This window comes from Vreelandella sp. 2A-K22, from assembly GCF_054065485.1.
The window spans coordinates 12,239-38,017 of sequence record NZ_JBSUGC010000016.1; the positions used below are offsets into that span (position 1 = coordinate 12,239).

The window sequence follows — 25,779 nt, forward strand, 5'->3', positions numbered from 1 at the left end:
GGGAGCTTAAGTGATGCGTATTAGTACCGTTACCATGTTTGAGCAAAGCACGGCGTCCATGAACCGCCAACAAAGTGACCTGATGAGGGTCAGTCAGCAGATTGCCACCGGCCGACGTGTGGTTAACCCATCCGACGATCCACAGGCCGCCTCGCGGGCGATTGGCGTTGATCAGGCAAAGGCGGTTACTGAACAATTTTCAGATTCTCGCGTATCTGCCCGTAATTCGCTGTCGCAGACTGAAAGCATTATCAATAGCGTTAGTGATGCAATAACAAGTGCCAAAGGATTGTTGATTCAGGCGTCTAGCGACACGCTAACTAGCGAAAACCGCGAGTCCATCGCCAGCGAGCTTAAAGGCGTTTATGAGACACTGATAGGCCAAGCGAATTCTACCGATGGTAACGGTCGTTATTTGTTTGGTGGTTATAAAGATAATACTCCACCCTTTGTGAAGTCTGCTGACGGTAGTGTGGAATATAGAGGCGATACGAATACACGCGAACAGCGTGTAGATTCTACGCGCTTGATACCGGTAGCTGATAATGGCGTGACTATCTTCCAAAGTGTACCCAGCGGTGCTGGATATGTAGCAGAAGCAAAGAAAGAAGATGGCACTCTGAATCAAGGTAATGTGACATTTCGCGGGCCCCAAACTCTTGACGTCAATGACGCTGATTACGGTAGTGATTACCGTGTCAGTTTTGATGGAACTGCTGCTGATCCAACATATCAGGTTCAACGATTTGATAATGAAACGGATACTTGGGTGGACAACGATACGGATGGGGCAGCATTAAGCTCTGGCAACTGGACAGATGATATTAGCGAAGAGGGTTCTCTCTCATTAGAATTCGGTGGCTTATCGATTAGCCTTGAAGGTACACCTGCGCCGGATGATGAAATACTGGTTGCTAAATCAGGGGGTGATGTTCGTGGTGCCGACCTGTTTCGCACTATGGAAGAAGCCATTCGCGTATTAGAAAACCCTGCTGATAATGCCACCAAAAAAGCCGATCAGCGTAATACTTTGAATACTGCTATGCGCGATCTGGACAATAGTTTGGATAATGTTCTAACCGTGCGCGCTTCCGCTGGGGCGCGTTTGAATGAGCTTGATGTTATCGATTCGGTAAGCAGTAATCGAATGCTGAACTACGATCAAACGCTATCGGATTTAGTCGATCTGGATTACACAGAGGCAATTTCTGAGTATAGTTTGCGACAAGTCGGTATGCAGGCAGCACAAAAAGCGTTTGTAGATATTAAAGGCTTATCGTTGTTTAACTATATGTAGTGTAGCTCAATTATTACGGCACCTTATCGCTTGCGTGTCGCGGAGTTCTGCTTATCCCCTTGTTTTTATGGCTAAAACGTCATGAAAACAGGGGGATTTTAGTTTAAGGGCGCCATCGTTTCGATTAACGTCTGCATAAACCCTAGGCCTTGCGTAAACAACCGCTGTAGAAAGCGGTTAATGTCGGTCATGAGCACCATCATTAATATTAGCCCCACGATAAGAGAGGTAGGAAAGCCGATATTGAAGACGGTGAGCTGGGGGGCAGAACGGTTCAGTATGCCCAGTGCCAGGTTGATGGTCAGCAGGGAGCCCACCAGCGGTAGCGCCAATAACATTCCCGACGCAAAAATCGTGCCCGCATAACGAGATAACAAAATAAACGCGTCTGGGTTGAATGTCCCAATGCCAATGGGCAACGTTTGGAAGCTCATAATCAAGGTTTCAAGCACCATTAGATGACCATTCATGGCCAAAAACATGAGCAGAGTGATCATGTAGAGAATGCGCGAGAGCACCATAATATTGGTACCACTCGATGCATCAAAAAAGCTCGCAAACGCTAGGCCCATCTGCAGACCGATAAAATCCCCTGCGGCTTGAACGACAGCGAACATGATATGCATGACGAGGCCCATCGCTAAGCCAATTAGGATCTGTTCGATCATGACCCCGATCCCCGCCCATGACATGATGGCAATATCTGGCATGGCCGGTAAAATCGGCGCAATAACAATGGCAATTAGGGCGGCCAGGCCCACTTTGGCTTGGTTGGGAACGCTGGAGTGTCCCCATAGAGGCGACGCTGCCATGAAAGCTGTAATGCGCGCAAACGGCCATAAAAAAGCCACTAACCACCCTTGCAGCTGTGCGAAAGTGACTTCCACCATAGCGCTACATCACCATACTGGGGATATTAGTAAATAGGCGGTGAGTAAAGTCGGTAATTAATCCAATCAGCCATGGACCTGCTAATACCAGCACCGCGAACACAGCCAGAATTTTAGGAATAAAGGTTAGTGTCATTTCATTTATCTGAGTCGCGGCTTGGAACAAGCTGATGATAAGGCCGGTGAATAGCGCCGCCAAAAGCATGGGGCCAGCAAGCAGAAGCGTTACTCGCATTCCTTGATAAGCAATGCTCATCACCATCTCGGGTGTCATAGCTGGGTTCCTGTGGGCTGTATAAACAATGTGCGGTATAAAGCGTTATATCATGTAAAAGCTTTCTGCCATTGAGCCAATAATAAGCTGCCAACCATCCACTAAAATGAACAGCATCAGTTTAAAAGGTAATGAGATAGTGATGGGCGGAACCATCATCATCCCCAATGCCATCAATGTGCTGGCCACCACGAGGTCAATGATCAAAAACGGAATGAAAATGGTAAAGCCGATTTGAAAGGCCGTTTTTAGTTCACTGGTGACAAAGGCGGGCAGCAAGACACGCATTGGCAGTTCTTCCGGGCCTTGCATGGGGCCCACATCGGCTAGGCGAACAAACAGTGCCAGATCCGGCTCTCGGGTTTGAGCGAGCATAAATTCCCGAAATGGATCCTGAGCCAGCAGTAAAAACTCTTCAAAATTTATCGTCTCATTAGTCAGCGGCACCCAGGCGTTGTCATATACCTGGGCCAATACGGGTGACATGATAAAAAAAGTTAAAAACAGCGCTATCCCTAACAGCACTTGGTTGGGCGGCGTTGCCTGGGTGCCCATCGCTGTCCGCAACAGGCTAAGCACAATGATGATACGAGTGAAGCTCGTCATCATCAGCAGCATGGAGGGCAAAAACGCTAGAGAACTTAGGAAAAGCAGGGTTTGCAGCGACAATGACCACTGCTGGCCCCCGTCATCAAGCGGCTGAGAAATAATGCCGGGAATCTGTTGTGCATGCACAGGGCTGGCTATAAAACACGCGACAGCAAACACAAGCCACATCATGAACGGTTTAGCCGTTTTGCTATTCAAAACATGGCTCTTCAAAAAAAGGTTCTTCAAAACACAGGGCCAAAAAAGGTGCATCCGGTACCTCATGGCGTCTGATGTGGATCGGTGGGCGCAGACGAGTCGCGACGGCCTGCGGCTAGCGCTTTGGATAAACGACGCGCAAAGCGTGAGGAAGGCGGAGCTGATGCGGTTGGCGGGCGCTCTTCAGGGGCCGGGCGCTCGTGGAGTTTAGTAATTCGGCCACCTCCCACTCCAACAACCAACCAGGTATCTTCTACTTCAACAATCACGATACGCTCACGATTTCCCACAGCCGTACTGCCCACAATGCGCAGGTGGGCGCCATGGCGAGTGGTATGGTTGCTCCAGCGCTTTAAAAGCGCTGTACAGATTAAAATGATCGCAATAACGAGAGCTAAAGCCGCGGCAGTCTTGCCCAAAACGGCCATCCCTACCAATGCCTCGCCACCGTTACCTAGTGCATCGAGCGAACCATTCTGCGCCGAAGAGGTTGCAACGCTCATCGGTTCAATTTATGAATACGTTCAGAAGGCGTGATGATTTCAGTAATCCGAATGCCGTACTTATCTTCGATCACAACAACTTCGCCTTGAGCAATCAAGTAGCCGTTAATCAAGATATCCATCGGCTCTCCGGCGAGTCCTTCAAGCTCAATAACAGACCCTTGTGCCAACTCCAGTAACTGCTTAATAGTTAGCTTTGTACGGCCGAGTTCCACGGTGAGCTTCACCGGGATATCCATGATCATCTCAAGCTCACGCGCCTGGGAAGAGCCGCTGTCTGGGCTCAACGGACGGAAGATATCCTCACTTGCCGCTTTCGCTGCAGGTGCTTTGGGCTCTTCTGGGGCAGCAGCTGTCTCTTCTTCGCTCTCTTCAGCAGCTTCTTGTTCCGCCATTGCGGCTGCCCAAGGATCTTCCTCTTCGCTGGCAGCATCGGCGCTGGAGGTGGGTTCTTCTTGCTCGGACATGGCATCCGCCCAATCGTCGTCAGAGACGTTCTGATCAGGCTTATTGGGATCAGTCATGCTTTGGATTCCTTGGCTTTCTGTCGCGTAGACCCTTTAATGAAGTCCTTGGACGATGCATTATTCATAGCGGCATGGTCAATCATATGTAACACACGCAGTGCATGCTGTTGACGTTGACTTCCGTACTCGCACTCCATGACGGGCACCCCGTCAACGCTTGCGGTGATTGAACTTGGAATGTCTAACGGCAGCACGTCGCCTTTTTTCAATCCCATCACATGGGCGATACGGCTGGGTATCTGAGCAAATTCAGCGACTAGCTCCACTTCCGACTGACGCAGCTCACTTGCCATTCGGCGTGACCAACTGCCGTCTTGGTCGTGATTGCTGTCATTAATTGGGTTAGCTAGTAAGTCGCGTAGCGGCTCAATCATGGCGTACGGCATGCATATCTGAAAATTGCTAGATAGGTTGCCCACTTCAATGTTGAACTTGGTGTTCACCACAATTTCATTGGGTGAGTTGGTAATGTTGGCAAACTTTGATTGCACTTCTGAGCGTAAAAAACTGACATCCAGCGGATAAACGACTTTCCAGGCCTCTTGGTATGCCTCAATAGCGAGATTGAGCAGGCGCTGGATAATACGCTGTTCAGTATTAGTGAACTCCCGGCCGTCCGATTTAGTGACAAAACGACCGTCACCACCGAAAAGGTTATCCACCACCATAAAAACGAGATTGGGGGGGAATACGACGAGCGCTGAACCCCGCAGTGGCTTCATCGACACAATGTTCAGGTTGGTAGGCACGGGAACATTACGTGAGAACTCGCTAAAGCTTTGATAGCGAACTGACTCGACGGTAATGTCCGCGCTACGCCGCAGTAGGTTAAACAGGCCAGTACGAAAGTAGCGAGCAAAGCGCTCGTTGATAAAATCAAGCGCATGCAAACGCTCACGAATAACGCGATGCTGGGTCGACGGATCGTAAGGGCGAACCCGGGCTTCATCTGACGCATGGGAAGATGAAGCCGATGGCTCATCGTCTCCACTAACGCCCTTTAGCAGGGCATCTATTTCTTCCTGGGACAGTAGATCGTCCTGTGACATGAACGGCTCCAGTTCCCGAGGTTATTGCACAATAAATTCGGTGAATAAAACTTCACGCAAATCAAGTGGCGGCTGATTCTCCGTCAGCGGGACGTTGAGTCGATCAACAATCGCTTGTGCAAGCTGCTGCTTACCTTCCGAGGAAGTAAGTTCATCAGCCTGCTTGCCGGATAGCAGCATCAGCAAACGGCTGCGTACTTGAGGCATATGCTCTTCTAGAATGGTTTTACTCTCTTCATTACCCACACGAAGAGTCACGCCTGTATAGAGCAAGCGTGAACCATAACTGTCATCGGCAAGATTGACGGTAAAGGGTTCAATACGCATAAAAATAGGCGGCTCGCGCTCCATCGCTTGCTGCATCTCAGCGTCTTCTGAACCGTCATCACGCTGATCCATTACCATATAAATAGCTGCCGCTGCGCCTGCTGACGACAGCAAGACCAGGATGATCATTATCCAGAGCAGTTTTTTTGACCCGCCGCTTTTTTCTGCCATTTGCGATTCCTGTGAACTCCATGCGTATCACTAGCAATGTATTATGCCTAAAGCGCATGCTGGTGATGAAATGAACAGGCTTATTTGGCAAGCCTATCTTTTGGTTTAGCTATTTCACGTACGTATTTATGAGCGTATTAATCGACGTAGTTCTAGAATGGTCATGCACTTTGTCAATGCTTAGGCGTATAGATCGACCCGCCCATCCAGTCTTAGCGGGCTGCGCTCGGTGCTTTGGGTAAGTGATTCATCCAAGCCTATATCGCCGTTGCCGCTCCCAGCCTCGGCACCCTGTTTGCCGCCTGATTGAGCAAAAGCCTGCTCGTTGGGGTCACGCTGTTCGCCAACCGATGTCTCGCCTAGCGAAATGCCTTGCTCAGCCAGCGCTTCCCTCAGCTGGGGAATCGCTTGTTCGAGCACTTGGCGTACCTGGGCATGGGCGGACAAAAAGTGCGCTTGCGCCCCCTGTTCACCAAACTTCAGGGAGATAGACAGCGGCCCTAATTCTGCAGGGTTTAATTGCATCTGAACGTGCTGTTCGCCACCACGCTGTGAAATCTGTACTAACTGCTGGCTCAACTGTTGTGGCCAGGCGGGGCTGTTGACAGGTGTCGCTAAAGTGGCCGCTGTCGGTGTGACATTGGGCGAAAAGCCTTGGGTAGGTTGCGATGTAGCTAACGGACTGCTGCCGGTATTTAACGATAATCCAGTAAGTAAGTGCTCACTGCTTGGGCTTGCTTTCGAAGCCCCGTCTCCTGTCAATAGAGCGGACATTAGGGCTTCGCTGCTGATCTGGGTGGCTGCAGTGGGGGAGTTACCTGTGTTGATTTGAGTAAAGAACGTATCAGACTGTGGCCTTAGGGCTGCCTGTAGCTCGGCGACAGGCGAGCGGGCATTGGTTAACTGAGCCGACTCTGCTGATTGGGGGGAGGCACTTTGTAGCTGACCAGCCAGCGCATTTAGCGCGGAGGCAAGCTGTGCTGCTTCCGTTTGACTAATATTTAACTGCTCAGCGACGACCTTCAGCTCTGCTGGGACGATAGGCTGTGCAGCATCCGTTTGATTAATATTTAACTGATCAGCAATGGCTTCCAGCGTGGCTGGGTCGATAGACTGCCCAGGTCCACTTTTATCCATACTTAGATACTGGGCAATTGTCTTGAGTCCCTTGGAATCGACCAGCTGTGCCGCTTCCGATTGACTAATATTTAACTGTTCAGCGATTGCTTCCAGCGTGGCTGGGGCAACGGGTGAAGCCAACTCAGGCCTGTTTTCCGTAAAAGATGCCATTAGCGCGAGACGGCCGGCAATTTCGTCAAGGGGAGTCGATGCTTCTCCAGCATCTAGACCTAGCGTTTCTAGGCTGACCTCTGAGCTTGGCTGTTGCAACTGGGCCAATAATTCAGACAAATTGCGCTCACTGACATCCAGACCCAGGGTTTGCAGGGCTTCACTCAAATTTTCTACATCGTCAGCTGATGCATCCGACAAAAGAGAGCTGAGTTCATTTAACTGAGCTTGCGATCGCGGCGTATGAGAAGCAGCAGCTTCACTGAAAGCAGACGCTGATAATCGCTGAGCGCCAGACGCTTGCAACAGCGTTTGATGAAATACGCCCTTAGCTGTGTCTTGTTGGCCGAAAGTGCCTTGAGACTGCGTCTGAGGCGAATTTTGGCTGACCGAAAGCAACTGGTGAATGTTCATGTTCAGTTCCCTGGCCCCGCTAATGCGGAGTGTCGTTATGCTGACGAGCCGCGCGGCTTGTCACCAAGTCATCGTTAGTTTTTTGTTCATGACGTTCACTGCGGCGGTGCTCTTCAAGTAGTCGACGCGACGCCAGTGTATCGTAGGAAGAGAGCTTTCGCTGCTCTTGTTGCCAGTTCTTTTTACTCTGTTCAACGCTTGCCTGTTGAGACGCTAACGCTTGTCGAGCGCGGCTTAGGGCCGCGTCCAAAGAGGCTAAGAACTGCTGATAGTTGTACATAGTGGCAGGGTCAATGCCGTCACGCATCGCTTTCTGCAAGCGATCAGCGTACTCCGCCCGATAGCTCAGTAGCGACTGTAACTGAGCGGTCGTTTGTTGCTCCGTTTGTCGCTCTTGTGCCAGTACTTTACCCGCTTGGTCGCGGGCACCTCTGGCTAAGTCGGTTAACATTTCGAGCTGGGAAGTACTCATGTGCGTCCTCCTACCAGTGCGTGCAGCGCTTGGCGAGCATCGGCAAGCGTTGCACACTCATCAATATTCTGTTGAAGGAAGTTTTCCAACGATGGAAAGCGTTTCACTGCTTCGTCGAGCTGGGGATCATGGCCAGGGCTGTAGGCCCCCACGCTGATAAGATCCCGGTTACGCTGGTAGCGCGAGAAGAGCTGTTTGAACACTCGTGCTTCCTGAAGCTGATCGGCTGAGGCGATGGAGGTCATTGCGCGGCTAATTGAAGCTTCAATATCGATGGCCGGATAATGACCTGCTTCCGCTAGCGTTCTCGACAGCACGATATGCCCGTCGAGAATGGCGCGAGCAGAATCGGCAATAGGATCTTGTTGATCATCGCCCTCGGTTAGCACGGTATAAAACGCCGTAATGGAACCACCACCACGCTCAGCATTACCTGCGCGCTCCACTAAGCCGGGCAGCTTTGCAAAAACCGACGGCGGATAACCTTTAGTAGCGGGTGGCTCACCAATGGCCAGGGCAATTTCCCGCTGTGCCATGGCGTACCGGGTTAACGAGTCCATGATCAGCAGGACATCGCGACCTTCGTCACGAAAACCTTCTGCCAGGCGAGTCGCATACGCGGCACCCTGTAAGCGCTGTAGCGGTGAGGTATCAGCGGGGGCGGCGACGACGACAGCACGCCGTCGACCCTCAGGGCCCAAAATGTTATCGATAAAGTCTTGTACTTCACGGCCCCGCTCACCAATCAAGCCCACCACAATGACGTCGGCCTTGGTGTAGCGTGCCATCATGCCTAGCAATACTGACTTGCCCACACCGGAGCCGGCAAATAGCCCCATACGCTGACCGCGACCTACGCAAAGCAGCGCATTAATAGCGCGAATGCCGACGTCAATTTGCGCATCAATTGGCGCGCGAGAAAGCGGATTAAGCGGCGGCGAGCTGAGTGTTGCTCGAGGTATCTCATCGATGCCCTCCCGATCATCAAGCGGATTGCCATTGCCATCCAGTACCCGGCCCAGCAGACTATCGCCCATCGGGAAGCGGCGGGCACTGTTGTTGCCGCTTTCATCAAGAGGCGCGACGCGAGCGCCAGGCATTAGCCCTATGACCTCTTCCAAGGGCATCAGGAATAGCTTATCACCAGAAAAGCCGACGACTTCCGCTTCGGCATGCCTATCGCTGTCGGACAAGCGGCCGTCGCTGCCCGGCAATTCAATCCGACAGGCGCTACCCACCGCCACACGTAGCCCAACCACTTCAATCACCATTCCCGTCGCACGAATGACGCGGCCGTTATTGCGGTAGCGAGGCAGATGGCTAACACGCTGCTGCGTGCGTCGCAATGCCTTATTCCAGCGATGTTGATGGGGACAGGTGGTATCTGCCATAGCGTATCCGCCTAGGATGAAGGAACGTTAGAGGAGGGTGGAGAATTGAGACCGCGTTTGCGCGATTGGGCTTGAATAGCGTGCCAACGGCTTTCAAAGGTTGCGTCAATTTCACCCTGGGCACTGGTGACCCGGCACCCGCCACGGGCCAGTTGGTCATCAGGCTGCAGCTTCCAATTGGCGGCCCTGAGCTCATTACCCAAGTGCTCTTCTACTAAAGCGTGATCATCGGGGTTGAGCCAAAGACGTTGCTGGCCTACCAAGGGAGGCTCGGTGTGCAGGAGTTCGCGGACAATGGCCAAAACTTGTTCAGGTGTGTCCTGTAGGGCATCGCTAGCAAGCTGTTTGCCGGTGGCCAGTGCTAACTCAACTAAGTCGTAGGCGATGGTGTCATCAAGGCGTTCAAGCGCATTCGAAAACTGTTTGCCCAGTGTTTCCAGCGGCGCAATGGTCTTGTGGATTTGTGCTTCTAGCTCTTTTTTGGCCTGTTCGGCAGCGTCTGCTAACCCCTTTTCCAATCCCTCTTTGCGCCCCTGCTCAAAGCCTGCGTCATAGCCCTCTTTTTCGGCTTGCTGACGAATACGCTCGTGCAGTGCCTGGCGCTCATCCTCTTCACGTTGGCGTGCCAGTTCAGCAGCTTTTTGTGCCGCCTGTACTTTGCGTTGATGGGCCGTGGGTACCTCGCCCTCTGAGGCATGGCTATTCTTCGTGGACGCCAGCTCTTCCATTTGCCAGCGGCGCCAATCGCCATGGCGATCAAATTTCGGCGAGTGAGTATTAGACATACTCGTCGTCTCCACCTGCCAAAACGATTTCACCAGAATCAGCTAAGCGCCTAACGACCTGCAAGATAGCCTTCTGCTCGGTTTCCACCTGAGAGACGCGGATCGGGCCGCGGGCTTCCATATCTTCACGAACTAAATCGGCAGCGCGCTGTGACATATTGCGCAGGAATTTGTCCACCAAGGCGTCCTGAGCCCCTTTAAGGGCCACCACCAGCGAGTTGGTATCGACTTCTTGGAGCACCATTTGAATAGCGCGGTTGTCGAGGTCGAGCAGATTCTCGAACAAGAACATTTCGTCGATAATTTTCTGAGCCAAATCCTCGCTGTGCGCACGCACGGTCTCGATGGCGGTCTCCTCTTGGGAGGAGTTCATCAAGTTGAGGATCTCGGCCGCGGTTCTTACGCCGCCCATTTTGCTGCGCTTGAGGTTCTGACCGTCCAGCATACTAGTGAGTACTTCGGTCAGCTCTTGCAGTGCAGCGGGCTGAACGCCGCTGAAAGTAGCGATACGAAGAACCACGTCATTGCGCAGTTTTTCCTCGAATAGCTCGAGGATGTCGGAGGCTTGATGACGATCCAGGTGAACTAGAATGGTTGCGATAATTTGCGGGTGCTCGTCGCGAATGAGTTCGGCCACCATGGAGGCTTCCATGAGGTTAAGCGCGTCAATGCCCGAATTATTGCCAGTGGTCTCTAGAATATCTTCAATCAGACTCGTCGCGCGTTCGCTGCCCAGTGCTTTGGTCAGCACTGAGCGAATGTGATCGCTGGAGTTAAGATTAAGCGCTACAAACTCTTCGGTCTCTTTATGGAATGCTTCGAGCACCGCCTTCATGTCGTCATGGGAGACCTGGTTCAGCCGGGCCATCTCCATACTGATTTCTTGCACTTCCGCAGCGCCGAGGTATTTAAAGACCTCAGCGGCACTGTCTTCATCGAGTGCAAGCAATAAGATGGCGCTCTTGCGAGCCCCGTTCATTTCAGCAATTGAACTACTCATTGGCATTCATCCAGCTACGAATGATCATCGCGACCATGCGGGGGTCTTCTTGAGCCATTTCACGCAGGTCATTGAGGTTATGCTCATAGAGTGAGGTTTTACGCCGACGCTTCGGCTTGGCGTAGGTCTCATCGCTCTCGCCTGATGGCTCTTCGCCTTCTTCGTCATCATCTTCACCGCCTACGCTGGCGGCCAGCGTGCCGCCGGGCGTTGCTGCCGCCATAACCGGTGTTTGGGTATAGCGTTTAATTAAGGGGCGCAAAATCAGCAGGTAGAGCAATAGAATCGCCAGGGCAACCAATAGGTAGCGACCTACCTTGCCAGCCAGTGACAGAACGCTGGGATCTTTCCACCATTCGACCTCCGCGGTTTCCTCGACACTGCGCGCGAAGGGAGAGTTGACGACCTCCACTTCATCGCCTCGCAGTTGCGAGAACCCCATTGCTTGACGAACTAGACGCTCAATCTGGGCAATTTCTTCATCGGTTAGCGCAACGTCGACCCACTCGCCTTCATCGTTCATTTCCGAACGGTAGTTTACGACCACCGCGGCGGATAGCCGCTCTATCTGACCAAGGCGATGCTGGACATGCTCAATGCTGCGATCAACTTCGTAGTTAATGACGTCATCCTGACGCAAGTTGCGCAACGCTTCGGGGGGCACATCCTCTTGCTGATTAGCATCCTCTTCCTCGCCCTCCGGTTGGTTGATGGGGGAGGGCAGTGTGCCTGGCGGCGTGTTGCTCAGCGCGCCTGGAATGCCGGTGGCCAATGGGTCTTCACCGTCAAATGTAAGGCTCAACTGGCGGCTACGTACGGCTGCTTCGTTGGGGGGCTGATTGGGCCCGTAGCGTTCAGAGGTCTGCTCGCGTCGAGAGAAGTCGATTTGCGCTGCAACCTGGGCGCGCACATTATCACGACCCAAGATGGGCGTTAGAATATGCTCAATACGCTGCTGGTAAGAGCGCTCAACCTCGACAATATATTCAAGCTGTGAACCATCCAGGTCATTACCGTTGCTTGTCTCGGCAGACAGCAGTCGGCCATCCTGATTAACCACCGTGACATCTTCAGCGGCTAGGTCAGGCACGCTGCCCGAAACCATATGAACGATCGCGCTGACCTGGCCTTCACCTAAAACCCGGCCCGGTAAAAGAGTCATCACAACGGATGCTTTAGCTGGCTCACGGTCGCGAATAAAGACTGATGGCTTGGCCATGGAGAGGTGCACTCTCACGCTTTCCACCGGCCCCAGCGATTCGATTGAGCGCGCAAGCTCACCTTCAAGACCTCGCTGGTAATTAATTTGCTCGGCAAACTGGCTAATCCCAAATGCCTGGCTGTCCATTAGTTCAAGACCAAGGTTGCCCCCGCGGGGTAGCCCCTGCTCAGCAAGCTGCAGGCGCAGTGTGTGGACTTGATCACTAGGCACCATTAATGCCTGGCCGCCTTCGCTGAACTGGTAAGGAATGCCGCGGGTATCGAGCTCATTGATGATGCTGCCACCATCAGCTTCGCTTAGGTTGCTATACAGCACGCGGTACTCGGGACTGCTGGCCCACATAAATAGAGCCGCCACAATAGCAATTGAGGCGGCGCCTGCGATAAGCAGTGCGACTAGCGGATTGCCACGCAGCTGTTTCAGCGTACGCTCAAAAGCTGAGCCGCTGGTGTCGCGTTCGGTGTTTCCACTACCGGTGCTTCCACTATTGATATTTCCACTGCGGGGAGCGGCTTGATTCGTACTGTTTTGACGGCCTGCCGTTGCACCGGTTTCGCTCATGCGACCCTCCAGAGGGGCAGGCAAAACTGGTGTCGGCCCAGGCGCATCACCAAAGAAGGCATAGGCTATATCCGTCGATCGCGGTTATCCGCCAAAAAGATGAGGCGGAATTGTGATGACAGTCATTATCCGGTGACTAGTCGAGCATAAAGGAACGATAAGCTTCGCTTTTTATGCGCATTTGTCCGTATGAGGAGGGGCGCTTTGGTGTTAGGCTTTTTGCATTAGATATTTTTTGCGAATTGAGGTGAGCGTATGAGTACTCCCGCAATACAGGCTGCGCTACAGCAGATGCAAGGCATGGCGACTCAAGCGGCATCCACGCAGCCCCTTAGTGGTGCGCAGGCGTCAGCGGCTGTCGGGCAGGGCGGTTTTGGCGGTGAGCTGCAGGCCTCGATTCAGCGCATTAACCGACTTCAGCAGACGGCTAACAGTCAGGCGATGGCTTTTCAGGCGGGTGATCCTGATTTGCAGCTCAATGACGTGATGGTTGACATGCAGAAGGCCAGCGTTGCGTTTCAAATGGGGCTTCAGGTCCGCAATCGTTTGGTATCTGCATATCGTGATGTTATGAACATGCAAGTGTAGGGTTGTCTACGTCACACATTAGGCTTCAATTGAGATTATTCGTCCCTGCATTTCTTCAAGTCGCTCGGCAATTTTGAGTACCTCTTCTGCTGGAATCTGGCGTATGACGTCGCCAGACTCCCTGTCTATGACTCGCGTGATCACGCGTGATGTTTCTTCGCTTAATTCGAATTCTAAGCCATGTGGGCGCATTATCTCGTTGATGCGTTGAATGGGCGCGACGAGTTCGTTGGCAGAAGTTTTCTGTTTGGCAGAAGTTTCCTGTTCGGTGGTATCTGCGCTTATAAGCTGAGTGTTGGTTGTCGCTAGCTGAGCCAGTGTGTTTTCTAGCCGCTGGCGGGGATTTAAGTGAGTTAGGGGCGATGACAGTGGTGTTATTGCTTCGGTGGGTAGTGAGCTCATGGGGCACGTTCCTTTTTAATGTCAGCTTTGGCAGCCAGTTAGTGGTGCGATAGCGTGAAACGGCAGCCATAGCTCGGTTTTTTGCTAGTTAGTAAGCGTTTCTACATTGGTATCGGCAGGATGCTGAAAAACTTTACGCTTACTGGCATGGCGTTGTGTTTGCTTGTTAGTAGCGCCGACACTACACGCCCTGTCTCTGCTTGCTTTTCTATAGCCCGCCTAATAAGCATGAGAAAGATGGCTTTTTGTGCATACGCCATGCTGTGGGCATCTGATATGCTCCTTGGGTTTGCGGTGAGCTAATTAACGCATAAGAGTAAGCGAGGCGAGAATGGTGGCGCAGCAGGATGAGTTTGAAACAATAGTAAGTACAACAGTGATCGAGTCTCTGCTGAATACCTTGATCGAAACCGGTGGCGTCTCACTCTGTCTTGCTGCGACGGGGGCTCGCCCAGAGCCCATTGTCTTGATGGAGCAGCACCAGGGCCAAGCACTGGTGATGGATCTTTCTTCTGTTGACTATTTACTTCACCATTTGCAGGGCGGTGCTGCGTTTTACTTGCGCGGGCAGGCGCAGGGGAAAGTGCTGCAAACGCCGCTGCTGCAACTGGCGGAGACTCGTCAGGCTGGGGGGCGCTTTTTGTGTTGCAGTGATTATCCTGCATCGTTGGAAGTGTTGCAGCGTCGTGAGTCCTTCCGTGCTGAGCTGCGCATGGGGATGGTGGTGTCGACAGGTTTGTGTGGTGGTGATGCCGAGATAGAGGGTGAGTTGCGGGATTTGTCCCGGGATGGCTGCCAGCTTGAATTGCCATTGGCCGCTAGCGGGCTGCTGGCGGGAGCCGCTAGCCCGCTAAAGTTGGCGTTTACCTTCCCCGACGGCACCTACTTTGAAGTGCTTGGAGAGGCTCGTCATCAAAAAACCGACGCTGAGCGTCATCTGCTGCGCGTCGGTTTTAACTTCGTTGAGTGTAGTGCGGAGCAAGAGCGGCAAATTTGGTATTTCGTGTGCGAAATAGAGCGCGAAGCGGCACGCTATAAAAAAGAAGAACAAAACGAGCGTCAGCCCTCTCCGCTGTTCGCGCTGCCAAGCAAGCGACCGGGTGCAGGAGAGTTGCTTGGGCGGCGTGATGTCAAGCGCTACGCGACACCTATGGCGCGTCGGCTTGTCAAGGTCGCTGCCTATCTGGATACACAGTTGCTGTCGTTACAACAAGGTAGCGATATCGATGGGCGTCAGCTCTCCCGCTATGCTGATCGCATATTGGGTCTTCATGAAGAGGATCGTGAGGCGCTGCTGTTCGCTTCACGTTGCTTATCTCCCGAGCCTTTAATAGTGCGCCACGGTATTGCTGTGGCTGTGCATTTGCTCGATTTTGTGGGTGCCAGCATGCCTCGCGAGTTGCGCAAGGCGATAGTGGCCAGCGGTCTTATTCACGATCTTGGCAAGGCGCTTGTGCCTCAGGTGCTGTTCAAGGCGCCGCACTTTGAAGCTAAGCATCGAGAGGCGATCAGTGAGCATGTCCAGCTGTTGCTAGACCGTTTACATAACTGCCAATGGCTGTCGGCGGGTATTGTCCAGGCGGTGATTGGGGGGGTTAACGAGCGTATGGATGGTAGTGGGTATCCAAGTGGATTGAGTGGGGCTGACCTCAGTGAGCTGGCTAAGGCGAGTGCCGTTGTCGACGTAGTAGAGGCTATGCGGCGTGATCGTGCAGATCGTCCGGCTAAAACAGCACAGCAAATTTACCGGCATTTATTGCAGCACCCACACCATTTTGATATGCGCTGGATTAAACGCTATATCGATCATTTCAAGGGATTGCCAATAGGTTCGCTGGCGCACTTCTCTAGCCAGCAGAAGGGGTGGATCTTACGTCTTGATGCTAAAGGCAACCCCACGGAGGTATTGCTTGCGCCACAGGTCGAGCCGCCAATGCGTGACAATGTGGGAGTGGTCGTGCGGAGCAATATCGCTGAGCGACTTGGGCGAACCGTCGGTGAGATCGCAGTGTCTACTTGAGTGGCAATGAAGTGAATGCGTGATGGCAGTTGGTCGATGTCATGGGCTGCGCTGAAAAAAGCGTTGTAAGCCGTTAAAGTCCCCCAGACTCACGCCGATAGTTACTAGTAGTGCCGTTTATTTTTACCTTTTAATAATCGTGGTCTCACCCAATCGAGGGTGAGCATAAAATCACGCACAGGAGTTCCGCTTATGACTTACTCTCGCGGTGGCGCCGCCTATGGGCGGGGAGCTAACGCTTATGCGCGTGTTGGCGTAGAAAGCGGAGTGATGTCGGCAGATCCTCATCAGCTTATTGTGATGTTGTTTGACGGCGCCCAGGCCGCTATTCGTGCTGCACGCATCCATATCCAGGCGGGTAATACAGCCGAAAAAGGCAAGTCGATAACGAAGGCGTTGGATATTGTGAATAATGGCCTCGCAGCGGCTCTTGATCAAGAGCAGGGCGGCGAGATTGCTGAGCGCTTAGCGTCGCTTTATGACTATATTTCGCGCCTACTGTTGGCGGCGAATCTGCGTAACGATGAAGAGAGCTTAAATCAGGCCGAACGCCTGCTCGAAGATATCGCCTCAGCCTGGCGTGATATTGGTCAACAGCAGAGCGCGTGAGGCAATAATGTCAGCTCCTATATCCGCTCGTGATAAAAATGCTCAACAGACGCTGCTCACTAGCTATGAAACGCTATTGAGCCGCGTTGAGCACATGCACGAACTGGCTAATGGCGAACAGTGGGCAGAGCTAATTGATCAGCGTACCAACTATGTAATGCTGGTGGATCAGTTGCGTGAGCTGGATACCACCGTTGTGCTTGATGCCGCTGCCCAGCAGCGTAAGGCAGAACTGCTGGAGCGCATCCTTGAGCACGATGTGGAAATACGGCGTCGTTTGGTGGCGCGCCGTGATGAGCTGGGTAAGCTCATAGGGGTATCTCAGCGTCAGCGGAATTTACATAGGGCCTACGCACCACAGCAAGGGGCTCCGGTAGCTTATGACGCCGATGATGCTGATTCCACGAGGTCATCGTGAGTGGTATTACCCCTCTGATTGATACGCTCTTGCACCAAGTGCTTGGGCGCCAAGGCGAGTTGTCGCTGCAGCGAGCATTGAGTCAGCCTGTGAAGCCCGTTTCACCCGGCGAGGGGCCGCGTGCCGTAATGGGTGATGCCAATCTGGATGGCCGTGCGTCGACATCACCGCTAGGCGACCTAAAGCGTTTACCGCACCCTCTTGATGGGGGGCGAACGTTACCCCGAGGTGAGGCGCAGCCTTCGACGACAGGTTCAACACAGACCCATTTTAGTCCTGCAGCGCGAACAATCGCCGACGTGCTGCTGCGCTTTCCAGCCCCTCCCTCGGTAATGCGGCCCGAAGCACCTCTTATCACCAGTCAGGAAGCGCCAGCAGCGAGTACAGTAGCAACACGCTTAGAGGCAAGTATTCGCGATAGTGGTTTGTTTTATGAGTCGCATCTAAAGCGCTGGTTTCAAGGTGAGGGAACCCGCCAGCAGCTAATGAACCAACCGCAAATGCAATCCGGCCCTCGCCCGCTTACTCCTCTTTTATCGACAGGCCCGAATGTGTCGCTCCCAGCTGCAGCGCCTTCGACGGCGTCTGCCTTGTCTACAGCTGTCTCAGTTGGGGTGCCACTGACCCCACAAATGCCTACGCAGTCAGCTGGAGTGCCCCTGACAGCACAGGCGCTTACGCAGGTGGGGGCGGGAGCGCCTTTGGCAGCTCCCCCGGTAGGGCAGGGAGGCATGGCTATTTTACCCAACGTGCCGCTAGTGCCTGTTACTCATGAGCAAGGCTTAGCGGTTCGGTTGGCGAGCGCGTCCCATTTTTTAGCAACTGGCTCGACGGCTGCTGCCCCCACTACCCCCGCTCAAGGGGCTGCTTCGCAGGTGTCGACTAATCCTGCCCAGCCGGCCCCTATGCCTGGCGAGGCGCGCGACAGCCATCAAGCAAGGGCGGAGTATAGCCAGGCTAGGGAGATGAGCGATCTGATGGCCAATCGACCGGCTCGCGAGGTCGTTCACGAAAGCCTGCAGAGCCTGGTGCGCCACCAGCTTGAAATGTTGGTGATGCCATCTATTCGCTGGGAAGGTGATGTCTGGGCAGGCATTTTTATGGCTTTAGTAATCAATTTGCCTACTCGTGAAGAGGGCCAGGAAGGAAAACAGCAGGGGGGAGAGCCAGACGGTGGATGGCGTTCTGATATGCAGCTCGATGTTCCCAGTTTAGGGGCATTCAGCGCGTCGCTATGGCTCTATCGAAACGTGTTAAGCATCGATTTCACCACCGAAAGTACGCACGTTTATCAGCGTATTGACGCTGGACTGCCCGCGTTAGAGAAGCGCCTTAGCGCCTTGGACTTACAAAAAGTGCAGCTTCGCGCGCGCCATATCGAAGCGGAGGCACCCCATGGCTACGCCGGGTGAGCGACGCCGTCAAGCTGTTGCTCTGGCTTACCAGGATAATGACCGTGCTCCACGGGTAGTGGCGAAAGGCTATGGTGATCTGGCCGAACGTATTATGGCTGAAGCTCAGCGTCAGGGTATTTATGTGCACGATGCGCCTGAGTTGGTAGCGCTTTTAATGCAGCTAGATCTGGATGCTGAAATTCCGGCAAGTCTCTATCAAATTGTCGCAGAACTGCTGGTGTGGGTGTTCGAACTATCAGAGGAAGGGCTAACTCATCGTGAAACGCCTGAGTAGCCATTTACAGACATTGTATGCAACCATGAGGGTAGGTAATAAAAAGTCATTAATGGCGCCAGTATAATGGTCACAACACCGCGCCTGAGTCGTTTAATGGGACATTATGAGTCAAACCAACTTTCTCGATGAAATTCAGGAAATTAATTTAGCTTATTTGCTTCTGGCGCAGCGCTTGCTTGATGAAGATCGTGAGGCTGCTATGTTTCGCTTAAAAATAGACAGCGATGTTGCCGAGCTGATTGTCTCGCTTAATGCTCGCCAGCTTACCAAGTTGGCGCGAACCAGCCAATTATTGTGCCGGTTTAGCCAAACGAGTGCCGAGCGGCTTCGACAGCTTACAGATAATCCCCGCGATCAGGGGTTGGCAGGGCTTCATGCATCACTGCTGTTGGCAAGCGATGCATTTGAGCCAATGCCATCGGGAGGCGAGAAGTGAGCCAGAAAAGCTTGGTCGATGAAATGCACCAAGTGCAGCTGGCAATCGAATTGATTGAGCTGGGTGCGCGCCTTCAGGTGCTGGAAACAGAAACGGAATTAAGCCGCACGCGTTTGATCAAGCTGTATAAGGAAGTGCGTGGCATGTCACCGCCTAAGGGCATGCTGCCTTTTTCCACCGACTGGTTTATTACTTGGCTTCCCAATGTGCATTCGTCGCTGTTTTACAACATTTATTTAAGCCTGAAGGAGGCGGCAGGCTGTGATCGCATCGATGCCTTTGTCAAAGCATATCGGCTCTATGACGAGCAAATGTCGCTGGAAAAGGTGGAGCCGGTTCTCGGGTTAACCCGTGCGTGGACGCTGATACGCTTTTTCGAGAGTGATTTGCTCCAGCTTAATCAGTGTACGCGTTGCACTGGGCAGTTTGTGGCGCACGCTCATAGTCCCGCTCAACACTATGTGTGCGGTATTTGTCAGCCCCCCTCAAGAGCGGGTAAAACGCGCAAAGCACAGCGGGAGAATAGTGAAAAAATGTAACAATCTCTGCGATTACATCACTGATGGTGTGAAGTAGGGTATAAGACAGTAATGAGTACTAACAAGAAATAAGTGTATTGGCTTAGATAGGCCTAAAAGCCAGTGGTGCTTTTTCATTAAACAGACGTCTGACCCTAGTATAATAGGGCTAAGACATGCTTGGAATGGAACATTGCTTAAACATCAGATCAGGTGGCTAAGTTTTGGTTCCCTAATTTAATACTGAATACCGCAAGGATCCTGCTTGTGCTGATACCTCTAGGTTATGTAATCGTATTGCTATCTGTGTTTGGTGGCTATGTGCTGGCAGGTGGCAGCTTAGGCCCCTTGTATCAACCTCTTGAGCTGCTGATTATTGGCGGAGCCGGGGTTGGTGCATTTATCGCAGCGAACAATGGCAAAGCGATTAAAGCGACCTTTAAAATTTTGCCCCGGCTCAAGCGCGCCAAAAAATATAACAAAGAACTTTATATGGAGCTGATGGCGCTGCAGTATAAATTACTCTCCAAAATTCGCCGTGAAGGCATGTTAGGCATTGAACGGGATATTGATAATCCCGAGGAGAGCCCGCTGTTTCAAGAGCATCCTACGGTATTGGCTGATCCTCATATCATGAATTTTCTAACGGACTATCTGCGCTTAATGGTAAGCGGTGGTATGGAACCCATGGAAATTGATGAGCTGATGCTGCACGAGATTGAGGTCTTTGAGCAGGAAGCTCATATTCCTGTCGATGCCATTGCCAAAGTCGGCGATGCCATGCCTGCCTTCGGCATCGTGGCGGCAGTAATGGGGGTCGTTAAAACACTCACCTACGCCGATGCTACGCCGACTCAGATGGGTGTGATGATCGGCCAAGCGCTAGTGGGCACCTTCTTGGGTATTTTGCTGGGCTATGGTTTTGTTAGTCCGCTGGCAAGTTACATCGAACGGCAGGCGAAAGAAGCCGAAAAAATGCTCCAGTGTATTCGCATTACGCTGCTCGCTAGCTTGCACGGTTATGCGCCGCAGTTGGCTGTTGAATTTGGTCGCAAGGCACTGTTTGCCGCCGAGCGCCCTAGTTTTACGGAGCTTGAAGAGTATGTAAGGGATGCAAAAAAGGCCGGTAACGCATGAGTAAGGGTGGTGACAAGCGTCCGATTGTCATTCGACGCAAAAAAGTCGTCCATGCCCATCACGGTGGTGCCTGGAAAATTGCCCTAGCGGATTTTATGACTGCTCTGATGGCCTTTTTTTTGGTGCTATGGCTTTTGAGCGTTTCCAGTGAAGAGACGCGCAAGGGGGTGGCAGAGTACTTTAGCACCCCCCTGGTGACGGCGATAACCGGTGGCGATCGTTCGGGCAGCACCAGCGCGATTCCCGGCGGCGGGCCCGATCCCACTCATAGCGATGGGGAGCGGGCGCGCATTGATAGCCTTCAGCGCACTCGTCCAAGCATGCAGGAACGAAACTTTTTCCGGGATTTACAAGAGCGTATTGAACGGGCCATTGAGCGAGATCCCGAGCTGCGCCAGTTGCGCAATCAAATGCGGTTTGACTTGACCCGCGAAGGGCTGCGCATACAGCTACTCGATACCGACCAGCGCCCCATGTTTGAGCTGGGTAGCGACCAAGTGGCGCCTTATATGCGCAGCTTGTTACGTACCATCGCACCGCTGCTAAATGAGCTTCCCAATGAGCTAAGTATCAGCGGGCATACCGATAGCGTTCCCTATGCGGGAGGCTATCGTGGTTACAGTAACTGGGAACTTTCCAATGATCGCGCTAATGCGTCGCGCCGCGAGCTTATTGCGGGTGGCTTTGATCCAGGTCAGTTACTTCGCGTGTCGGGCTTTGCAGATCGTGTGTTATTGCCCGAGACTGAGCCAACCGATCCTATCAATCGACGCATAGAGCTGGTGGTGTTGTTTCCGGAAATTGCTGATGCGATTCGCAATCCTACTGTAATGGAGTCGGGAGATGCATCGCCAGAAGCTTCAATCGAAGCACTAGAAGCTTCAGCCGAAGCGCAAATTGAATCAACACAACAAGACGAGCCTCAGGTTCAAGCGCAAGAGTGATCTGAGCCTGTCATAAAAGACGACGTTAAGGTGGAGCGGTGTATGGATATAGCGGATTTTTTTGACACCTTTTTTGAAGAGGCTGAAGAGCTGCTGTCGGATATGGAACAGCATTTACTGGAGCTGGATGTTGATGATCCAGACAGTGAGCAGCTCAATGCTATTTTCCGTGCCGCCCACTCGATCAAGGGGGGGGCGGGAACCTTTGGTTTTACCGTGCTACAGAAAACCACGCACATTTTGGAAAACCTCCTCGATTACGCACGTAAAGGCGAACTGACGCTGCGAGCCGACCTCGTGGATACCTTTTTAGAGGCTAAAGACATCATGCATGAGCAACTCGATGCCTACCGCAGCGAAGAGGAGCCTAATCAAGAGGCATTTGAACGCATTTGCCAAACGCTGCAGCAAATTGCCTTGGACGAAATTGGCCAACAGCTTGATGGGCCGACTATTCCTGCTGCTGAGCCCAAGGCTGCGCCGACGCCTGTGCCAAGTGAAAACGACGCGGAAGCAAACAGTAATAATGCAGAGGCGTCCTCGAACGGCCATCTGCTAGTGGCACTGCTCAACGTTGAAGATAAAGACCGCATTTTGCTGGTTGAAGAGTTAGAGCAGCTCGGTGAAGTGCAGTCCCAGTCAGGCGACGCAAAGCGTTACGAGGTAGTGCTCAAAAGCAGCGACAGTGCTGACGATATTGAAGCGGTCATGTGCTTTATTATCGAACCTGATCAGATTGAGATTACGGCTGTTGAGGGCGTCGCTACTGAGCCAGCCCCAGCCGAGCCAGAAGCCTCGACGCCTGCAGCCCCAGCGCCGCAAGCGCCGGCAGAAAGCACGGCCTCTAAGGCAAGCGCGCCAAAGCCTGCTGCCAAAGAGAAGCCCAAAAAAGCTGCCGCCGAGTCTTCGTCAATCCGCGTATCGGTAGATAAAGTCGACCAAATTATCAACTTGGTGGGAGAGCTGATTATCACCCAGTCGATGCTCGATCAAACGGTTAGCGATTTAGAAGATCAGTCGGTGGGCAATGCTTCACTGCAAAATGGCATGAGCCTACTGCAGCGCAACGCCCGTGATCTCCAAGAAGCGGTCATGTCTATTCGCATGATTCCCATGGAGTTTGTATTCAGTCGCTTCCCCCGCGTGGTGCGCGACACCGCCGGTAAGCTGGGTAAAGAGATCGAATTAATTACCGAAGGCAAGTCGACCGAGCTGGATAAGAGTTTGGTCGAACGGATCACTGATCCGTTAACGCACCTGGTGCGCAATAGCCTCGATCATGGCGTGGAAATGCCCGATGTGCGCGAAGCCATTGGCAAGCCGCGTGTTGGCAAATTAACCCTCTCCGCACGTCACCAGGGTGGCAATATCTTGATTGAAGTGCGCGATGATGGTGCCGGCATGGATCGTGAACGCCTGCTAGCCAAGGCGCGCGAAAACGGCCTCAATGTGTCGGACACCATGTCGGACGAAGAGGTCTTCCAGCTCATTTTTGCTCCCGGCTTCTCAACGGCGAATGAAGTGACCGACGTATCTGGGCGTGGCGTGGGCATGGATGTAGTGAAGCGCAACATTCAGAGCATGGGCGGTCGGGTTGAAATCCAGTCGAAGCTAGGTGAAGGCACCAACACCCGTATCGTGTTGCCGCTTACGTTGGCCATTCTGGACGGTATGTCGATCAAGGTCGGCGGCGAGACATTTATTCTTCCGCTCTCTACCGTACTTGAATCACTGCAGCCCGCCAAAGACGATATGTACGCCATGGCCGGTGACGACGTGGTGATCAAAGTCCGCGACGAATATCTGCCCGTGATTGCCATTCACGAAGTGCTTAACGTCGAGAATGCGATTACCGACCCGACCAAAAGCATCGCTGTCATTGTGCAGGGCGAAGGCCGTCGTTACGCCATGTTGGTTGATGAGTTGATCGGACAGCAGCAGGTCGTGGTCAAAAATCTGGAAGACAATTACCGCAAAGTACCAGGGATCTCGGCCGCGACCATCTTAGGTGACGGTAGTGTAGCGTTGATTCTGGATATTACTGGTTTACACCGCCTGAGCCGATATAAAAAAGAGGCAGGCAAAAAAGTAGTAAACAATCAAAACCTTTCATCTTTTAAGGAGGCTGAGCCGTCATGAGTCAAGCCAACAATGGTGCGGTACTAGCCGCAGAAGCCGAAAACCGCGAATTCCTAGTGTTCTCATTAGGCGATGAAGAGTACGCCATTGATATTTTGAAAGTGCAGGAAATTCGTGGCTACGAAAACGTAACCCGGATTGCCAATGCACCTGAATTTATCAAAGGGGTCACTAATCTGCGCGGCGTCATTGTGCCAATCGTAGATCTCCGCATTAAGTTTCACTTTGATAAAGTCGAATACGGTGGCCAAACAGTGGTGATCGTGGTCAATGTTGCAGACCGGGTGGTCGGCATCGTAGTGGACGGCGTTTCCGACGTGATGACACTGACCCCTGATCAGATTAAACCGGCGCCAGAATTTGGTGTCACGCTCTCGTCTGACTTCCTGAGCGGTTTGGGTAGTCTGGATGACCGCATGCTGGTACTCGTGGATATCGATAAGTTGCTCACCAGCGACGAGATGGCACTGGTGGAAAGCACCAGCAACCAGTAAGACTAAAAAACATGGCACAGGGAGCGTGCCAAATCAGTTCTACTCAATGATGCATTCTCGCGCTACGGAAAGTGCCAGCGAGTGCCGGTTGTGCGTGGAGAAAAGGGCGTGACACAGCGAATGCGGCAATTAATGAATAATATGACGGTGCGCTTGAGTTGGGGCTTAGTGCTAGCGACACTTTCGGTGCTTGTTTTAATTGCCAGTGGTATTGGTCTTTATGCCCTGCACCATGGTGCAGCAATCGTGCAGGCCTCTGACGATGTGCAGGCACAACAGGCCGCTTTCAGTGCTTTTGCCGCGACAATTCGCTGGGCACTACTCGGGATAGTCGTAATGACTATCGCCACGGTAATCGTGGTTATCTGGGGGGTGACGGCCAATGTGTTGCGCCCGCTAGATCGCTTGGTGGGCTATTTTGAGCGTATGGCCCAGGGGGATCTAAGCCAGGCCATTACCTCTCCGGGTAATAACGAAATAGGGCGGCTTTATAGCGCCATGGCCCATATGCAGAGCTCACTCTCGCAAACGGTAGGTACCGTGCGCACCAGCGGTACATCGATTTATGAGCGCTCTCAGCAAATAGCCAGCGGCAATAACGACCTTTCTTCGCGCACCGAGCAGCAGGCCACCTCGTTAGAGGAGACGGCTTCCAGCATGGAGCAGTTAGCCTCAACGGTGGGTCATAATGCTGAAAATGCCCGCCAAGCCAGCCAATTGGCCGGGAGCGCGACCCTGACAGCCCGCCGTAGTGGAGAAGAGGTTGGTGAGATCGTCAGCACCATGCAAGACATAAGCGCAAGTTCTCATCAAGTCGCTGATATTATTACCGTTATCGATAATATTGCGTTTCAGACCAATATTCTGGCGCTGAATGCTTCGGTGGAAGCGGCGCGTGCTGGCGAGCATGGCAGAGGGTTCGCCGTGGTGGCACAGGAAGTACGTAGCTTAGCCAGTCGCAGCGCCGCTGCCGCCAAAGAGATTCGCACGCTGATTGATGCATCGCTCAGCAAGGTAGATACCGGCACTCAGCGGGTCAATCAAGCTGGACAAACCATGCAAGATCTAGTGGGCGCTGTTCAGCGCGTCAGCGATATCATGGATGAAATCGCCGCCGCTTCTGAGCAGCAGAGTAGCGGCATTGGCCAAGTGAATCAGGCCGTGGCGCAAATGGATCAGGTTGTGCAACAAAATGCTCAACTGGTGCAGCAAGCCGCGCGCAGCGCCAATGAACTTGAAAGCGAAGCCGCACGCTTACGCGAGGCGGTTGAGCGCTTTCGTGTCACTGAATTATCAGCCCCGCGCGCTCCGGCTGTATTGCCAGCGGCAGTGTCAAAACCCGCAACAAGGCGTCCACAGCCAGTAGCAGAAACAGAAGAGTGGTCATCGTTTTAATTTGCTT

The 25,779-nt window shown here is 52.8% G+C and carries 28 protein-coding genes; 14 read left to right on the forward strand and 14 right to left on the reverse strand.

The window, feature by feature from the left end; all coding sequences use genetic code 11:
• Nucleotides 1-13 precede the first annotated feature (13 nt).
• Nucleotides 14-1,297: a flagellar hook-associated protein FlgL gene (flgL, locus tag ACW17M_RS19825; protein ID WP_427770503.1), complete on the forward strand. Its 1,284-nt coding sequence runs from the start codon at nucleotides 14-16 to the stop codon at nucleotides 1,295-1,297.
• A 98-nt stretch (nucleotides 1,298-1,395) separates the two neighbouring features.
• Here flgL and fliR read toward each other — a convergent pair whose 3' ends face one another.
• From fliR to fliF, 13 genes are all read right to left on the reverse strand, one after another.
• Nucleotides 1,396-2,187 (reverse strand): flagellar biosynthetic protein FliR, encoded by a 792-nt coding sequence (gene fliR, locus ACW17M_RS19830; RefSeq protein WP_159175893.1) that lies wholly within the window; start codon nucleotides 2,185-2,187, stop codon nucleotides 1,396-1,398.
• A gap of 4 nt (nucleotides 2,188-2,191) precedes the next feature.
• The gene (gene fliQ / locus ACW17M_RS19835) at nucleotides 2,192-2,461 is read right to left on the reverse strand and encodes a flagellar biosynthesis protein FliQ (RefSeq protein WP_027958744.1); all 270 of its coding nucleotides are present in this window, start codon (nucleotides 2,459-2,461) and stop codon (nucleotides 2,192-2,194) included.
• 45 nt (nucleotides 2,462-2,506) lie between these two features.
• Complete coding sequence (gene fliP / locus ACW17M_RS19840) at nucleotides 2,507-3,241, reverse strand: flagellar type III secretion system pore protein FliP (protein WP_051052194.1); 735 nt, start codon at nucleotides 3,239-3,241, stop codon at nucleotides 2,507-2,509.
• 89 nt (nucleotides 3,242-3,330) lie between these two features.
• Nucleotides 3,331-3,771, reverse strand: a complete 441-nt coding sequence (gene fliO, locus ACW17M_RS19845; RefSeq protein WP_027958746.1) for a flagellar biosynthetic protein FliO — start codon at nucleotides 3,769-3,771, stop codon at nucleotides 3,331-3,333.
• Nucleotides 3,768-4,295, reverse strand: coding sequence for a flagellar motor switch protein FliN (gene fliN / locus ACW17M_RS19850; RefSeq protein WP_027958747.1), 528 nt, complete (start codon nucleotides 4,293-4,295; stop codon nucleotides 3,768-3,770). The genes fliO and fliN overlap by 4 nt, the downstream gene beginning before the upstream one ends.
• Nucleotides 4,292-5,347 (reverse strand): flagellar motor switch protein FliM, encoded by a 1,056-nt coding sequence (fliM, locus tag ACW17M_RS19855; protein ID WP_009288427.1) that lies wholly within the window; start codon nucleotides 5,345-5,347, stop codon nucleotides 4,292-4,294. The genes fliN and fliM overlap by 4 nt, the downstream gene beginning before the upstream one ends.
• A gap of 21 nt (nucleotides 5,348-5,368) precedes the next feature.
• The gene (fliL, locus tag ACW17M_RS19860; protein ID WP_138801290.1) at nucleotides 5,369-5,845 is read right to left on the reverse strand and encodes a flagellar basal body-associated protein FliL; all 477 of its coding nucleotides are present in this window, start codon (nucleotides 5,843-5,845) and stop codon (nucleotides 5,369-5,371) included.
• 180 nt (nucleotides 5,846-6,025) lie between these two features.
• On the reverse strand, nucleotides 6,026-7,549 hold the full coding sequence (locus ACW17M_RS19865; protein WP_457547996.1) for a flagellar hook-length control protein FliK: 1,524 nt from the start codon (nucleotides 7,547-7,549) through the stop codon (nucleotides 6,026-6,028).
• 19 nt (nucleotides 7,550-7,568) lie between these two features.
• Nucleotides 7,569-8,021 (reverse strand): flagellar export protein FliJ, encoded by a 453-nt coding sequence (gene fliJ, locus ACW17M_RS19870; protein ID WP_233975312.1) that lies wholly within the window; start codon nucleotides 8,019-8,021, stop codon nucleotides 7,569-7,571.
• On the reverse strand, nucleotides 8,018-9,412 hold the full coding sequence (fliI, locus tag ACW17M_RS19875; RefSeq protein WP_233975313.1) for a flagellar protein export ATPase FliI: 1,395 nt from the start codon (nucleotides 9,410-9,412) through the stop codon (nucleotides 8,018-8,020). The genes fliJ and fliI overlap by 4 nt, the downstream gene beginning before the upstream one ends.
• A gap of 11 nt (nucleotides 9,413-9,423) precedes the next feature.
• Nucleotides 9,424-10,197, reverse strand: coding sequence for a flagellar assembly protein FliH (locus tag ACW17M_RS19880; RefSeq protein ID WP_457547997.1), 774 nt, complete (start codon nucleotides 10,195-10,197; stop codon nucleotides 9,424-9,426).
• Nucleotides 10,190-11,197 (reverse strand): flagellar motor switch protein FliG, encoded by a 1,008-nt coding sequence (fliG, locus tag ACW17M_RS19885; protein ID WP_027958752.1) that lies wholly within the window; start codon nucleotides 11,195-11,197, stop codon nucleotides 10,190-10,192. The genes ACW17M_RS19880 and fliG overlap by 8 nt, the downstream gene beginning before the upstream one ends.
• Nucleotides 11,190-12,980, reverse strand: a complete 1,791-nt coding sequence (fliF, locus tag ACW17M_RS19890; RefSeq protein WP_027958753.1) for a flagellar basal-body MS-ring/collar protein FliF — start codon at nucleotides 12,978-12,980, stop codon at nucleotides 11,190-11,192. The genes fliG and fliF overlap by 8 nt, the downstream gene beginning before the upstream one ends.
• Nucleotides 12,981-13,235: 255 nt before the next feature.
• Between fliF and fliE the strand changes: the two genes are divergently transcribed.
• Nucleotides 13,236-13,568, forward strand: a complete 333-nt coding sequence (fliE, locus tag ACW17M_RS19895) for a flagellar hook-basal body complex protein FliE (RefSeq protein ID WP_039860567.1) — start codon at nucleotides 13,236-13,238, stop codon at nucleotides 13,566-13,568.
• An 18-nt stretch (nucleotides 13,569-13,586) separates the two neighbouring features.
• Here the strand turns inward: fliE and ACW17M_RS19900 are convergent, their stop codons facing one another.
• The gene (locus tag ACW17M_RS19900; RefSeq protein WP_233975314.1) at nucleotides 13,587-13,970 is read right to left on the reverse strand and encodes a flagellar protein FlaG; all 384 of its coding nucleotides are present in this window, start codon (nucleotides 13,968-13,970) and stop codon (nucleotides 13,587-13,589) included.
• 331 nt (nucleotides 13,971-14,301) lie between these two features.
• Here ACW17M_RS19900 and ACW17M_RS19905 point away from each other — a divergent pair, with 331 nt between their 5' ends.
• The 12 genes from ACW17M_RS19905 to ACW17M_RS19960 all read left to right on the forward strand — a co-directional run bounded on the left by ACW17M_RS19905 (nucleotide 14,302) and on the right by ACW17M_RS19960 (nucleotide 25,772).
• Nucleotides 14,302-15,990 (forward strand): HD domain-containing phosphohydrolase, encoded by a 1,689-nt coding sequence (locus tag ACW17M_RS19905; protein WP_457547998.1) that lies wholly within the window; start codon nucleotides 14,302-14,304, stop codon nucleotides 15,988-15,990.
• A 192-nt stretch (nucleotides 15,991-16,182) separates the two neighbouring features.
• Complete coding sequence (gene fliS / locus ACW17M_RS19910; protein ID WP_022520935.1) at nucleotides 16,183-16,599, forward strand: flagellar export chaperone FliS; 417 nt, start codon at nucleotides 16,183-16,185, stop codon at nucleotides 16,597-16,599.
• 7 nt (nucleotides 16,600-16,606) lie between these two features.
• On the forward strand, nucleotides 16,607-17,017 hold the full coding sequence (fliT, locus tag ACW17M_RS19915; RefSeq protein WP_022520934.1) for a flagellar protein FliT: 411 nt from the start codon (nucleotides 16,607-16,609) through the stop codon (nucleotides 17,015-17,017).
• Nucleotides 17,014-18,429: a flagellar hook-length control protein FliK gene (locus ACW17M_RS19920; protein ID WP_457547999.1), complete on the forward strand. Its 1,416-nt coding sequence runs from the start codon at nucleotides 17,014-17,016 to the stop codon at nucleotides 18,427-18,429. Before fliT ends, ACW17M_RS19920 begins: the two co-directional genes overlap by 4 nt.
• Nucleotides 18,413-18,706 carry an EscU/YscU/HrcU family type III secretion system export apparatus switch protein gene (locus ACW17M_RS19925; protein WP_022520932.1) on the forward strand — a complete coding sequence of 98 codons (294 nt, stop codon included), beginning with the start codon at nucleotides 18,413-18,415 and terminating at the stop codon, nucleotides 18,704-18,706. The genes ACW17M_RS19920 and ACW17M_RS19925 overlap by 17 nt, the downstream gene beginning before the upstream one ends.
• Nucleotides 18,707-18,812: 106 nt before the next feature.
• On the forward strand, nucleotides 18,813-19,145 hold the full coding sequence (flhD, locus tag ACW17M_RS19930; protein WP_022520931.1) for a flagellar transcriptional regulator FlhD: 333 nt from the start codon (nucleotides 18,813-18,815) through the stop codon (nucleotides 19,143-19,145).
• Nucleotides 19,142-19,684 carry a flagellar transcriptional regulator FlhC gene (flhC, locus tag ACW17M_RS19935; protein WP_009288432.1) on the forward strand — a complete coding sequence of 181 codons (543 nt, stop codon included), beginning with the start codon at nucleotides 19,142-19,144 and terminating at the stop codon, nucleotides 19,682-19,684. The genes flhD and flhC overlap by 4 nt, the downstream gene beginning before the upstream one ends.
• Nucleotides 19,685-19,930: 246 nt before the next feature.
• Complete coding sequence (gene motA, locus ACW17M_RS19940; RefSeq protein ID WP_027958761.1) at nucleotides 19,931-20,800, forward strand: flagellar motor stator protein MotA; 870 nt, start codon at nucleotides 19,931-19,933, stop codon at nucleotides 20,798-20,800.
• Entirely contained in the window at nucleotides 20,797-21,744 is a 948-nt protein-coding gene (gene motB, locus ACW17M_RS19945) for a flagellar motor protein MotB (protein ID WP_022520929.1), read from the forward strand. The genes motA and motB overlap by 4 nt, the downstream gene beginning before the upstream one ends.
• 42 nt (nucleotides 21,745-21,786) lie before the next feature.
• On the forward strand, nucleotides 21,787-23,883 hold the full coding sequence (cheA, locus tag ACW17M_RS19950; RefSeq protein WP_022520928.1) for a chemotaxis protein CheA: 2,097 nt from the start codon (nucleotides 21,787-21,789) through the stop codon (nucleotides 23,881-23,883).
• A complete protein-coding gene (gene cheW / locus ACW17M_RS19955) occupies nucleotides 23,880-24,377 on the forward strand; it encodes a chemotaxis protein CheW (protein WP_009288435.1) in 498 nt (165 codons plus the stop codon). The genes cheA and cheW overlap by 4 nt, the downstream gene beginning before the upstream one ends.
• A gap of 132 nt (nucleotides 24,378-24,509) precedes the next feature.
• Entirely contained in the window at nucleotides 24,510-25,772 is a 1,263-nt protein-coding gene (locus tag ACW17M_RS19960) for a methyl-accepting chemotaxis protein (RefSeq protein ID WP_035538269.1), read from the forward strand.
• Nucleotides 25,773-25,779 lie beyond the last annotated feature (7 nt).